Genomic DNA, 13,254 nt, shown 5'->3' with positions numbered 1-13,254 from the left:
TCGGTGCGTGCCGACTTACTCTATCCCTCGGAGAAACAACATGGCGATTAGAACATTAAACCCATATACCAATCACATAGAACAGCGATTCGATACTTGGCAAGACGCTCAAGTTGTGGAGCGGATTGATACGGCTCAGGCTGCTTTCGAAGCGTGGAGAGCAACAAGTCATCACGAGCGAGCGGCTTTGCTTTCCCGCGTTGCATCGATGCTAGAAGAGCGAGCAGAGCACTATGCGGCGCTTATGACGACAGAGATGGGTAAATTGCACAGCCAAGGTGTCGCGTTAGAAATCCCACTGTGTGCTCAGATATGCCGCTACTATGCTGAACATGGTGAGCGCTTTCTCACTGCAGAGCCTATTGAAGAAGTTGCCACAGGCCGAGCTGAAATTCAAAATCACCCGCTCGGTGTGATTTATGGCGTCATGCCTTGGAACTTTCCGTTCTATCAAGTGATTCGTTTTATTGCACCAAACGTAATGGTGGGCAACAGCGTTGCCTTTAAACATGCGTCTAACGTTCCTCAGTGTGCAAAGGCTATCAGTGAGTTGTTTGAAGATGCGGGGGCGCCAAAAGGATTGGTTCAGCACTTGTTTGTTGCATCGAGCCAGTCAGAGCTGATTATTGCTGATAAACGCGTACAAGGTGTGTCGCTAACAGGCAGTGAAAAAGCCGGAGCAAGCGTAGCTGCGTTGGCAGGAAAATATTTAAAAAAAGTGGTCATGGAATTGGGCGGTAACGACCCGTTTATCGTGCTTGCTGATGCCGACGTGAATAAAGCGGTAGAGCTGGCAACAATCGCGAAGATGTTTAATTCTGGCCAGGTGTGCATTAGTGCTAAGCGATTTATTGTTGCCGATGAAGCTTATGATGAGTTCATGGAAAAGTTTGCTGCAGCGCTAGGCACTCTAAAGGCGGGAGATCCTATGGATCCTCAAACCGGGTATGCGCCTGTCGTGAGTGTTCAAGAACGTGATTATTTACTTGAACAAGTACAACATGCCGTTGAACAAGGTGCTAGCTTAGTATTGGGGGGTGAGTCAGAAAACCTCGAAGGGGCATGGCTCAAGCCAACTATCCTTGCCGATGTTACTCCGCAGATGGATGTGTTCGACCAAGAGCTATTTGGACCTATTGCCGTAGTATATCGCGTTAGCAGCGATGAAGAGGCGATAGAACTTGCTAATAACAGCTCTTATGGATTGAGCTCTGCTGTCATTTCAGAAAACATCGATCGCGCCAATGCGGTCGCCGGGGCTTTGGACTGCGGCGCATCGTTTATTAATACGTTCTCAATGTCGGAGGCATGCCTCCCATTTGGCGGTATTAAAAACTCTGGTTTTGGTCGTGAACTAGGCCGATTGGGGCTGGATGAGTTTGTAAACAAGAAGCTGGTTAGGTTCGCATAACTTTGACTCTACGGTCGAGCATGTCCATGTTGGACATGCTCGTCGTTATTTCATTTCAGTACGCTGGTCCTATTGAGAGCGACCAAAAAGCATGTTGTAAAATCGCTGCCTGTCTTTTTCGCTGCTGCTGCGGTGAGTGAGGTAGGTAACGTGTTCGTTATCGGCGGCATTTTCAGACAACGAAATGCTCCACAACGCATTGAGCTCATTGGGAACAATGGAATATCGTACGTCGATAATCCTCTGATTACTCTGTTCGCTAAGAGCCACAAAATCATCAGAAAACCAAGAAAAACGCCCGATATCTTTGGCTTGCTGCGAATTTTCATGTAACCAAGGAAACGCTTTTTCCTCGTTTAGCTTTTCTACATTGGTGCCAGGATACACAGTCAGCTTTTGTCCAGCTCTCACCGCATCAATGTAAAACCTTCCGTCAGCTTCATAGATAATCTTCCAAACCAGAATATTGCCAAAACTGGGTTTCGCTTCGAGCCTAACTGGGCTGTGATTACGCTCGTTTGCGACTTGCCAGCCTGTGCGCTCTGCCCTGTCTCTTTGCAGCATGCCTAGGGTTGGATAAATTAGCGCCCATAGGAATGCGACTCTTGCAATTGCTGGGCTTCGCTTCCACAGAGCTATAGCCAACACGATGAGCAGTGGGAGCGTGAATAGGGGGTCGATGACAGAAATGCTGTTCCAAGCAAAGCGCTCATTAGTCAGCGGCCAGAGTAGTTGCGTGCCGTATGACGTGCACGCGTCTAAAAGTCCATGAGTTGCATAACCAAGTGTGCAATAGAGCCAAGATTGCTTGAATGAGAAGCCACGCTTTTTGGCGATCAGAGGGTGAAAAAGCATGGCACAAATAAGGCTCCCTATCGGGATAAACAGCAGTGAATGAGTAAATTGGCGGTGAAACTCCAAAAACAACAACGGATCGTGCGAAGAGCGGATCAATACGTCTATATCGGGTGCTAGTCCAGAAAGCAGACCTAAAACCCCCGCGACCACAAACCTAGGTCGGTTACTCACCGATTGCGATAATGATGCTCCCAACAGTCCTTGTGATAATGGATCCATAAATAGTACTTTGATCGCCCGAGAATAAATAACTTAGAATACAATAAGCTATAGCAGTAAACCGTTAGAAGCGACAAGGCGAATGGGAAAACTAACGGTAAAATGAATCTGCCATTAAAGCTTTTAGACTTCGATGGCAGATAAATTAGGTTTACTGGGTCAATACTCGATTAGGACTGAGCCGGAGAGGCGACTTGATCGACAAGATAAAGAATCGATTGATAAGGGATCCCGCTATGGTGAGAGAGGCCAATTTCACAGGTAATACTGTTGCTAAAGCCTCGGGTGCACCCTTGTGGTACTTGTGCCTTAAGAGGTGCTACAGCCGCTTCATTGAGTTCTGGAGTAGTGAAGCCTTTGTCACCTGCCCAACCACAACATTGAATGTGTTCTGGGATGATGACGTTGCTAGCACAAGCTTTTGCGAGCGATAGCATAGCGCTTTCCAATCCCATACGTCTTGAGCTGCACGTGACATGCAGCATCACGGTTTCATTGATTGGCGATAGTGTTAGTTCGCTGAGCAGATAATCACTGACGAATTTTACTGGTTCAACAATGGTCATCGGTTTAGTGAACTGCTCTATGCTGCGTTTCGCGCATGGGCTGGTGTCCATCAAAATAGGATATTTGCCATGCTCCGAAGCTTCCCATAAAGCAAGCTCTAGCTGTTCACTCTTTTGTTTGGCGATGTCGGTCATTCCTTTGCTGTCATAGGGCATGCCACAGCATTGGTCACTGAGTGATTTTGGAGTGATGAGTGATACTCCCGCTTTTTCAAAAAGTGACACTGTCACCTCGCCAAGGGAGCGCTGGTCATATGCATTGGATTGAGTATTCATATTGCGGCTGGCACAAGATGGTAAATACACCACTTTTTTGTCTTTCGCCATTAGGTTATTTGAGAGGTTTCGGCTGTCAAACTTGGCTCCTCGCGGTGTTTCTGGTAGCCAGGCTGGGGTAGCTTTTTTGGTGATTTTGCGTATTCCTTCGGCGGCCTTAACGACACGCTCTTGGCCTAGGATATTGGTAGCAACCGCACCACTTTTGAGACCGAATCGCGCTATGGCTGTGGTCGCGGTAAAGTGATCTGCCGTCCACTTGGCGAACGGTCGGAATTTTTTGTATTTCGGCTCTCGAAGTTTCTTAATCAGATCACCGGTGTTGATACCGACAGGGCAGCGATCGGCACACAACCCCGTGGCTGCGCACGTATCGATGCCTTGGTACTCAAAGACTTGCTCCAGTTCTGTCGCCTCAACCGTTTCACCAGCGGCTTTGCGACGTTGAAGTTCACGGAACAGAACAATGCGCTGACGAGGTGAAAGGGTAAGGGTGCGAGACGGGCAAACTGGCTCACAAAAACCACACTCGATACAGCGGTTCACAATGTCATCGGCAGCGGGCATAGGTTTGAGATTTTCGATGTGCGAGTGGGGATTGTCGTTAATAATCACACCAGGGTTGAGCAAACCTTCTGGATCGAAGAGTGTTTTGATTTGTTGCATCAGCGCGTAGCCTTCTTGTCCCCATTCCAGTTCGACATAGGGAGCCATATTGCGCCCTGTACCGTGCTCAGCTTTCAACGAACCTTGGTATTTGACGGCAACAAGATCGGCCACATCATCCATAAAACCGCCGTAGCGGTTGATCTCTTCCTGGCTATCAAATCCTTGGGTAAACACAAAGTGCAGATTGCCCTCTAGTGCATGGCCAAAAATGATGGCTTCGTCGTAGTGGTATTTGTCGAAGAGTTGCTGCAAGTCACGCACGCCGGCCGCGAGGTTTTCTACTGGGAAAGCAACGTCCTCAATGATGACGGTGGTGCCGACTTCTCGCACAGCGCCAACCGCTGGGAACATGCCTTTGCGAATGCCCCAAAGCGTGGCAACAGTTGCTGGATCAAGTGTGAATGGTACAGACTCGACGATAGTATATTCGCTCAGCGCTGTCATTACCGCGTCGGTGTGGCTATCTAATGTATGCTGGCAAGACGCATGAACTTCCACCAAGAGTGCGGTCGCTTCTAGGTCGAGTTGCTGAATGAACTCGGGCATGCCTGGTTTATCTGCCACTGAGCGTAGAGCGCGTCCATCCATCATCTCTACTGCGGCAACTGGCGTTGTTGCTATCGTCGTTACTGCCTTACTTGCTGTTTCAATATCGGAAAACACCAGCAAAGTAGAGGCTTTGTATTTGTGTTCCTCGACCGTGTTATAGGTAATATCAGCGATAAAACCTAGGGTTCCCTCGGAGCCAATCATCAAATGCTCTAGAACTTCGATAGGGTCGCTGTAATCAACGAGCGCATTCAGTGCGTAGCCAGTGGTATTTTTTAAGCGGTATTTATGAGCAATTTTCTCGGCGAGCTCGCTGTTGGCTTTGGTTGTCTCTGCAAGGTGTTTGAGCCCTTCAATAAACTCAGGTTTGTCCGCTTTAAAGCGCTCGATACTTGCCTTGTCTCCGGTATCTACCAAGGTGCCATCACTCAGCACTATCTTCATGCTGTCGACGGTTTTATACGAGTTTTGTGCGGTGCCGCAACACATGCCGCTCGCGTTGTTGGCAGCAATACCGCCAATTTTACAGGTGTTGATAGACGCAGGGTCTGGGCCGATTTTACGTTGGAATGGGAGTAGGTATTTATTGGCGTCGGCGCCGATAACACCGGGTTGAAGGCGGATTTTGGCGCCTTGCTCAAAGATAGTATGTTCGCGCCAGTCGTCAGTGAGAGCGATAAGGACAGAGTCAGACACCGCTTGGCCTGACAAACTGGTGCCAGCGGCACGAAAGGTAAATGGAATACCGTGTTCACGGCAACACTGGATAGTAAATATCACCTCATCGAGATCTTTAAGGCGCAGCACGATCTGTGGGATCAGTCGATAGAAGCTCGCATCGGTACCATAAGCTAGGCGCTCTGCTTCACCGGTGATGATGCGCTGGGAGTCGATTCTGGAGGCGAGTTGCTGTTTGAGCAATTCATAATCGCGTTTGTGACTCATCTTGGTGTCCTTTATAAGTTCTTATTCGTCTTCCAATAACAGTACGATCAACTGACTCGGGTCATGGGCGCCGTAGGCGAGCGTTTGTTGAATGTCCGCGGTTTTCGAGGGGCCAGAGATTAAAAGCGCATTGGTCGGCATGTAATGATCCCAATTGTTCTCTTGCATCACTTGCAGAAAGTGTCCGTAAAGCGCTGACTTTTTGACGACTGCTATGTGACTTGGTGGCACTAGAGATAAGGTACGCGGCTCGTGCTCGTTTGGCCACAGTACCAGTGCGCCTGTGTCTGCAATACCGCCTAGCGTGTGGGTGATGCCGACATCAATATCGCTAAAAAGCTCGGCTTTCCAGGCTTCGATTTTCTGGTTGAATGACGTCACTTGTTTATCTTGAGCGGCAGCTTCGAAATCGCGGATGAATTCTCCTGCTGTCCCTATGGCAACGCGATTGAAGCCGTAACTGTTCATCACATCACGTAGGGCTTGGGTAAGTTCAGAGCGCTGTATTGTGCGAACATCTGCATGATTGGCGCTCATCATGTCGACAAAGCGCTTCGCTTTGTCATCAATAGTGATATCTGGATGACTACCCCAAGGATAAAACGCTAATTCTTCCGCTGACTTTGGGGTGCGTTTAGCTTGTTTGAGTCGGCCAAGAATAGTGTCTTTGGCAAGTCTAGTGTCCATCTTGGTTTCCTCGCTACTGCTTATCGCTTTTGGCTTTGCTGCGTTCAGCCATGATCTGGTGTAAGGTTTTCTTAGCCGGTTTTGGGCTGGTACGACATTGTGTCCAAGCGCCGAGTTTATCCGGGATAAGATTTTGCAGCTTGGTCGCCATGTAAGTGCCTGTGTGATACAAGTTTGGATTACTTGCTGCGAGCGCGAACCCTTTCATTGCCGCGGTTTCAAGACCACTGCTGGCGGCGTTTTGCCCTTTCAGTGCTAGTGTTTCTTTTTCCGCTTTGTTTTTGGCTTCTTTACGTAGGCGAAGCAGCATGTCCGGTATCGGAATTCGTACTGGGCAAACCTCGCCACATGCACCGCAGAGGCTAGAAGCGGTAACAAGGTCTTTGGTTTTATCTATACCCAGTAAATGAGGCGAGATAATTTTGCCAATAGGGCCAGGGTAAACTGTGCCATAAGCATGACCGCCAATTTTGGTGTAGACAGGGCAGTGGTTCATACATGCGCCGCAGCGAATACATTGTAGAGTCTTGCGAAGCTCTTCATCGTGGTACGCTTGACTACGTCCGTTGTCGAGCAAAATTAGATGCACTTCTTGCGGGCCGTCTTTCTCACCGTTTTTGCGAGGAGAGGTGATCATGTTGAAGTAAGTGGTGATGGCTTGCCCAGTCGCAGAGCGAGTTAACGCGCTGTAAAGCGGTGGTACATCAGACAAAAACTCAACGACTTTCTCGATACCGGTGATGGCAATGTGCACGTTTGGTACCGTTGTCGACATGCGGCCGTTGCCCTCGTTTTCAACTAGACACAGCGTGCCGGTTTCTGCAACGGCAAGGTTGACACCGGATAAACCAATATCGGCTTCGAAGAATTTTTGTCTCAGACGGGTGCGGCCGGTTTGAATCAGGCTATCTACATCTGTGGTAGGTTTGAAGCCATCGAGATGTTGCTCAAAGGTGTCACTTACTTCCTGCTTATTTTTGTGAATCGCTGGCATGATTATGTGAGAGGGCTTGTCGCCATCGAGTTGAACGATGTATTCGCCCATATCACTTTCTAAGCATTCAATACCGAGTTTCGCCATCTCATGGTTCATCTCGATCTCTTCGCTCACCATGGATTTGCCTTTGATGATTTGTTTGGCATCGTGCTCATCAGCAATAGCGGCAATGATGGCATTCGCTTGTTCTGGGTTTTCTGCCCAATGAACTTGAATGCCATTTTTGTAGCAATTGAATTCCAACTGTTCGAGAAGTTCTGGTAACTTGCTTAGGCAGCGTTGGCGGATGGATTCGGCAAGATCTCTTATCTGCTTCTCTTCCTTTTCGTCACTAAATGCTGTTTTACGCTTATCACGCAGATAATCCATCGCACCACGAAAGTTTGCTCTGAGCTGTTTATCACCTAAGGCATTTTTGGCTAGCTGGTGGAACTGTTCAGGAGTTTGGCTCATTGTGCATTCTCCTGTGTTCGCTCAAGAAGAAATGAGGCTAGATGACGCCCTTTGATGGGCTTTCCTTGATATTCAAACGCGCCATTGATGTTGAGAAGGCATCCCCAGTCAGCACTCACCAGCGTATCGGATTGGGTCGCTTCGATATGGTGAGTTTTGTCTTTCACCATCGCTTCGGAGATATTCGGGTGGCGTACAGAGAAACTACCACCAAAGCCACAACACTCGCTTTCATAGTCTTGCATACGAAGCTCGACATTGGAGAGCTGACTCAGTAGTTCGGTCGCCGTGACGTGGACGTTCATTTCACGTCTTGCCGCGCAGGAGGTGTGTATAACAACGCTTGTTGGTTGGCCTTTGTCGTCAAGTTTGACGCGACAGACATTAACGAGAAACTCGGTAAGTTCAAACACTCTGTCGCAGAACTTATCGACTTGAGCTTGATTGTTATCCCCCTTAAATAGGCGGCGATAATGGTGATGCATCATGCCACCACACGAACCAGACAGAACAATAATCGGATACTCTTCAGGAAACAGATCCATCTGGCTTTTTGCAACCTGTTTAGCTTCTGATTCATAGCCCGATGTATAGGCAGGTTGTCCGCAACAGGTCTGTTTTTCGACGAACTCAACTTCAATGCCTTGTTGCTCTAAAAGGGTCATGGCATCTAAGCCTGCTTTGGGGTCAAATACGTCTACTAGGCAGGTGGCATAGAAGTAGACCTTGCTCGGTTTTGAGGGATAGATTCGCATTGTATTGCTCCAGCACTAGACCCATTTTTATGGGTTCATATTTTTATATAGACTAGTTGTAAGGTTATGAAAAATAAGCGCACTTACCTTCTTGAAGTGTTTCACAACTTTGCCGATAGTCGGCAAGTGCGCCTTTGACTAAAACCTAAATCAGTTTATGAGTGCATCGGTCACATGAAAACCGTACACCATTGCCAGTCCGATAAGGCCAGTGACAACTAGGTAGTAGAACGTAGGGATAATGGTTTTTCGCAACGTCAGACCTTCACGGCCGAGTAGTCCCACCGTGGCAGAGGCTGCGACGACGTTGTGAATAGCAATCATGTTACCCGCAGCAGCGCCAACGGCTTGTAAGGCAATCACAGCGGTCGTTGAAATAGTCAGTGTCTGAGCCACTTCAAATTGGAACTGACTAAACATCATGTTCGAGACAGTGTTAGAGCCTGCGATAAAGGCACCGAGCGCGCCAATGGTCGCACTCAAGGCTGGGAAGGCTTCACCAACTAGAGCGGAAGCAAAATTCGCTGTGGTTACTGGCATGCTTGCGAGATCAGCGCCGTTAACACCGGAGTTAATAAAGATACGAACCATAGGAATGGTGAACACGAGAACAAAGCCTGCACCAATCAGTGTCTTACTCGATTCACCAAACGCTTCGACTAATGGTTTTGCAGAGCGCGATTGAATGATGACCGCAAGGATAGCAACGAAGACTAAAATCCCTCCTGGCAGATAAAGGGGCTGAATGGCCGTACTAATACCCGTCTCTCCAAGAATATTACCGAATGACAGGCTTACACTGGTTAGGAAACCCTTGAACTCGCTGCTTACTCGGCTTGCGACAAGGATAACGGCCAGTAAAACATAGGGTAGCCATGCCACTGTCATTGACATCGGTTTGCCGGCATTTTGCTTAAGATCCATTTTTAGCGAGCCAAGCCATTCTGCTGGCCACTTATTTTCGCTTTCAAAGTCCCACTTTGATTTGGGAACGAGAAAACCACGTTTGGCTGCGCTGACGACGATCGCAAGGCCAACCAGACCACCAATCAGTGAAGGGAACTCAGGACCCAGTAGCACGCCTGTTAGTGCGTAGGGAACGGTAAATGCAACACCAGCAAAGAGTGCGAAAGGAAGGATATCTAGACCTTCAGTCCAACTGCGGTTTTTACCAAAAAAGCGAGTCAGCATCATCGCCATAAGTACCGGCATCAGCGTACCCACACAGGCATGAATAATGGCAACGTTAGCGGTGATTTGCTGTAGGTAGAGATCCCACGACGCACCTTGGGAAACCAATGATTCGCTGATGTTATGCGTATCTAAACCCTTGTTTACACCAACGATGATTGGAGTGCCAACCGCGCCAAAAGAGACCGGGGTTGATTGAATCATCATACCCATCAAAACCGCGGCTAGGGCAGGAAAGCCAATCGCAACTAGCAGAGGTGCTGCTATCGCTGCAGGCGTGCCAAAGCCGGATGCGCCTTCGATGAAAGACCCGAAACACCAAGCGATGATGATGGCTTGAACGCGGCGGTCAGGTGAAATATCGGTAAAGCCATTACGAATCGTTGTAATAGCGCCAGTGTGTTTCAGTGTGTTGAGCAAGAAGATGGCGCCAAACACAATCCAAAGTATGGCAACGGTGATGCCGAATCCTTGGAAAATGGACGCTAAAACACGGGTAACGGACATGTCCCAAGTGAATAGGGCGATGACTACGGTTAGGCCAAACGCAACAGGCATGGCTTTTTTGGCTGGCCAATTCAATCCCACCAGAAGTATGGCTGCAACCAAAATGGGAGAAAAGGCAACAAGGGCAAGTAAAGTTTCAGACATTAGCGACTTCCTTTTGTCTTGGCTGACTGTTGGTGTTGAGTGAGTCAGCCGCGTCGTGCTTATTATTTTTGTAATAGGGTTGTTAAGGTGGGGTAAATTTATCCCTTTCTTTTTTGGTGATATAGAGAAATAATGAAAATGATTATTTCCAAAAATGACATAAAAGTATGCGTGCAGACGATTTGATCCTGTTTTATCAGGTAGTAGAAACTGGGGCGTTCAGTCGTGTTGCTGAGCAAAATAACCTTACAAATTCAGTAGTTAGCAAACGAATTGCAAGGCTTGAGGAAGAGTTAGGGGTTCAATTATTATATCGAACAACGCGCAAATTAACGCTAACTGAAGCAGGTAAGGCGCTAGTCCACGGCGCTAAAAATGTGAAGCAAGCCACCCAAGAAGCAATGGAATCGGTGTCGGGATTTGGTGAAAACGTCAGTGGTCACATCAAAATGTCGGTACCAACCATCTCGGGAGACCTCATTTTGGCCGATGCTGTGGCTGAGTTTTGCAATATGCATCCGGGTCTTTCGGTCGATATGTCATTGGACAACCGCTTTGTCGATCTTGTTGATGGCGGATATGACTTAGTCATCCGTACCGGCTATTTGGAAGACTCAAGTCTGATTGCGCGCCATATTCTGGACTCCCAGTGGGTGGTGTGCGCATCTCCATCTTATATTGCGAAAAACCGCAAGCCACTAGAGCCTGAGGATCTGACTGAGCATAACTGTTTACAATACGCCTATCAGACGACGGGGGCGTCGGAGTGGGAGTTCAAAGGAAGCAAAGGCAACTATATCGTACGCGTGTCAGGCTCTTTCTCTACCGATAATGCGACTGCACTTCGCAAGGCTGCTCTGGGAGGACATGGTATCGCTTATGTACCAAGATGTTTGGTATATCACGATATACGCAATGGCCAGCTGGTGGATATTTTCCCGGATCAAGTGGGCAAGAGGCTGGGTATTTACGCTGTCTATCCATTTACCCGTCAGCCTCCAAATAAAGTGAGATTGCTAATCGAGCATATTCGTACACGCTACCTTGCGATTTCGCACTACTTTTAATGAGCACGATACTAGGTGTTAAGCGCCAGTGGAGCTCGGTTTTTGCTGGATCCACAGCCTTGAAAAGTTACACCAACCGATGGAATTGATTTCCACACCGCGAATCCGAGAGGGGATGGTTAGGGTTAAGTCTTCGGATTTGATGATTGCAAGTACGTTGTCTTGATATAGCCATACCAGTAGTTCATCTAAGAGCCGCTCTCTTTCTGTCGAGTTGTGCGCATGCCTTACTGTGCTTAGCGCCTTACTCAACTTATCTTGCTGTTTCCAATTAAGATTGCTGTGCCAGTATGGGTAGAGCTTGAAGAAGGCAAACAGACTGGTAGCTCGGTCTCCTTCTAATCGGATGCCACCAATAGAGAGTGCTTGGTTAGTCTTAGGATGCCCGTAGATAACTTGCGTTCCGTGCCCTTGCGAGCCGCCAAGCGTTAGACCTTCTTTAAGTTTTTTGGCGAAGGTACGATTTTCGTTGTTGTTTTCATAGCTAAATTCGATTGGCAGAGACGAGCACAGTGCTGAGGACTGCTCTTCAGAGAACAGTGACTCTAACTGATGTTTGAAGTTGGTATTTTGAAGCTCTGTGTGGTTGAGCAATAAAAAGAAGTAACCAATATCGGCGGTGGCGACTTTATAGGTTTCCTCCTCGTCGTTAAGAAAGAAAAAGTTTTCTGCACATTTTTTATCTTTCGCCCATTCCTCATGAATCCAAAGCTCTATATGTTCTACCAGCGCATTGCTACCAGAGTATTGACTGTGCCGAGTAAGACGCAGCAATTTTTCTGAATTCACAGTGACCGAAAATGCACCGGAGCCAATGAGTTTGTATACGCTTTCGGCTCGGTGCACCATACTTTTGGGCAAAATAGCGGCTTCTGAGCGGCATAGGAGAGCAAGAAAGTGAGGGTCAGGCTCTGTTAGCTCAATGGTTATTTGATAGGGGGAGTTTGCACTGAAGAGTCGATGTGATCATACAGACGACTCCAATAGGGAGAGGTTGCCAGAGCTTGAAGGCTTTCGACCACGTCGACCACGTCGAACGCGCTGAGTGGCGTTTGATCATGAAAAACAACGCCAGTACGCAGGTAAAATGTCCAACTGCGATAGTATTGGCAATGGTTCCAACTGTGTGCTAACTCACCAGTAAATTTTTTCTCACTTGAGGTCACCAAGGTTTGAAATACTTCATGGATTAAATGCCGCTCGGTTCTCTCCATCGCATAGTGAGGATGTAACCAGCTGAGCTTGCGATGAAATGGCGCATGCACCGTATTCTCGCTTTCGATGGTTGCGTGAGTGAGATACTGCTTCAGCGCACTAGCAACATTACGATCGTTGAAGCCGATGAGCTTATGAGCAACATCGTACTTGCCTTGTTCAGTTGCGATATCGACTTCGTTATAGCAGGCTTGAAGTGGCTCAAGCAGGCAGGTAAGACTACCTTTCAAGCCTCGGCCTCGAGCTGGCTTCCAGCAAAGCCAGCCGCGCTCCGACATCTGCTTGAGTAGTGTTCGAGCATGTCGCTCGCTGCAGTTCATTGTCTCCCCAATCGCAGAGACGGTGATAGTGTGAGCGCCAGGCCCTAGATGTCTAAATAGGTTTTCGTAGAGCTCAAGTTTACGTTTGTTAATCATGCCAGCCCGCTAACAAATGTTCCGGTTATTTGTCTTGTTTATCGCTATCTATACCTAACTCTAGTCCCCAAAAGGCGTCGGTATCAAAGAGTTCATTGAGACGTGCGGCGCGCTCAGCTGGAGACAAGTAGAACAGCTTGGCTAGTAGTGTGTCATTGGTTTCGTATTTATAGGTTGATTGAAAGTAGTTTGCAACGTAGTTGAAAAAAGCCATGTTTGTATCTCTGTTTACTGTTGATGACAACAGATTACAGAATGCAGATAAAATAAAACCGGAACAGATTTTTCAACTGTTCCGGTTTACTGTTTAAGCATGACTCTGTTTAAAC

The 13,254-nt window shown here is 47.9% G+C and carries 11 protein-coding genes; 2 read left to right on the top strand and 9 right to left on the bottom strand.

Going from position 1 to position 13,254, the window contains the following annotated elements; genetic code table 11:
- Positions 1 to 40 precede the first annotated feature (40 nt).
- Positions 41 to 1,411, top strand: coding sequence for an NAD-dependent succinate-semialdehyde dehydrogenase (locus PG915_RS16745; protein WP_353499560.1), 1,371 nt, complete (start codon positions 41 to 43; stop codon positions 1,409 to 1,411).
- 69 nt (positions 1,412 to 1,480) lie between these two features.
- Here PG915_RS16745 and PG915_RS16740 read toward each other — a convergent pair whose 3' ends face one another.
- The 6 genes from PG915_RS16740 to PG915_RS16715 all read right to left on the bottom strand — a co-directional run bounded on the left by PG915_RS16740 (position 1,481) and on the right by PG915_RS16715 (position 10,227).
- The gene (locus PG915_RS16740) at positions 1,481 to 2,488 is read right to left on the bottom strand and encodes a metal-dependent hydrolase (protein WP_353499559.1); all 1,008 of its coding nucleotides are present in this window, start codon (positions 2,486 to 2,488) and stop codon (positions 1,481 to 1,483) included.
- A gap of 170 nt (positions 2,489 to 2,658) precedes the next feature.
- Complete coding sequence (locus PG915_RS16735; protein WP_353499558.1) at positions 2,659 to 5,493, bottom strand: FAD-binding and (Fe-S)-binding domain-containing protein; 2,835 nt, start codon at positions 5,491 to 5,493, stop codon at positions 2,659 to 2,661.
- Positions 5,494 to 5,514: 21 nt separating this feature from the next.
- On the bottom strand, positions 5,515 to 6,180 hold the full coding sequence (locus PG915_RS16730) for a LutC/YkgG family protein (RefSeq protein ID WP_353499557.1): 666 nt from the start codon (positions 6,178 to 6,180) through the stop codon (positions 5,515 to 5,517).
- Positions 6,181 to 6,193: 13 nt separating this feature from the next.
- A complete protein-coding gene (locus tag PG915_RS16725; protein WP_353499556.1) occupies positions 6,194 to 7,630 on the bottom strand; it encodes a LutB/LldF family L-lactate oxidation iron-sulfur protein in 1,437 nt (478 codons plus the stop codon).
- Complete coding sequence (locus PG915_RS16720; protein WP_353499555.1) at positions 7,627 to 8,385, bottom strand: (Fe-S)-binding protein; 759 nt, start codon at positions 8,383 to 8,385, stop codon at positions 7,627 to 7,629. Before PG915_RS16720 ends, PG915_RS16725 begins: the two co-directional genes overlap by 4 nt.
- A gap of 150 nt (positions 8,386 to 8,535) precedes the next feature.
- Positions 8,536 to 10,227 carry an L-lactate permease gene (locus PG915_RS16715; RefSeq protein ID WP_353499554.1) on the bottom strand — a complete coding sequence of 564 codons (1,692 nt, stop codon included), beginning with the start codon at positions 10,225 to 10,227 and terminating at the stop codon, positions 8,536 to 8,538.
- A gap of 167 nt (positions 10,228 to 10,394) precedes the next feature.
- Between PG915_RS16715 and PG915_RS16710 the strand changes: the two genes are divergently transcribed.
- Complete coding sequence (locus PG915_RS16710) at positions 10,395 to 11,294, top strand: LysR family transcriptional regulator (RefSeq protein WP_353499553.1); 900 nt, start codon at positions 10,395 to 10,397, stop codon at positions 11,292 to 11,294.
- A gap of 18 nt (positions 11,295 to 11,312) precedes the next feature.
- On the opposite strand, the gene PG915_RS16705 is transcribed toward PG915_RS16710, so the two are convergent.
- From PG915_RS16705 to PG915_RS16695, 3 genes are all read right to left on the bottom strand, one after another.
- Positions 11,313 to 12,155 carry a hypothetical protein gene (locus PG915_RS16705; RefSeq protein WP_353499552.1) on the bottom strand — a complete coding sequence of 281 codons (843 nt, stop codon included), beginning with the start codon at positions 12,153 to 12,155 and terminating at the stop codon, positions 11,313 to 11,315.
- A gap of 65 nt (positions 12,156 to 12,220) precedes the next feature.
- Entirely contained in the window at positions 12,221 to 12,925 is a 705-nt protein-coding gene (locus PG915_RS16700) for an SgrR family transcriptional regulator (RefSeq protein WP_353499551.1), read from the bottom strand.
- 25 nt (positions 12,926 to 12,950) lie between these two features.
- Entirely contained in the window at positions 12,951 to 13,139 is a 189-nt protein-coding gene (locus PG915_RS16695) for a hypothetical protein (RefSeq protein WP_353499550.1), read from the bottom strand.
- Between the last annotated feature and the right edge of the window lie 115 nt (positions 13,140 to 13,254).

Source organism: Vibrio sp. CB1-14, assembly GCF_040412085.2.
GTDB lineage: Bacteria > Pseudomonadota > Gammaproteobacteria > Enterobacterales > Vibrionaceae > Vibrio > Vibrio chaetopteri.
This window is presented reverse-complemented; position numbering and strand designations above follow the sequence as displayed.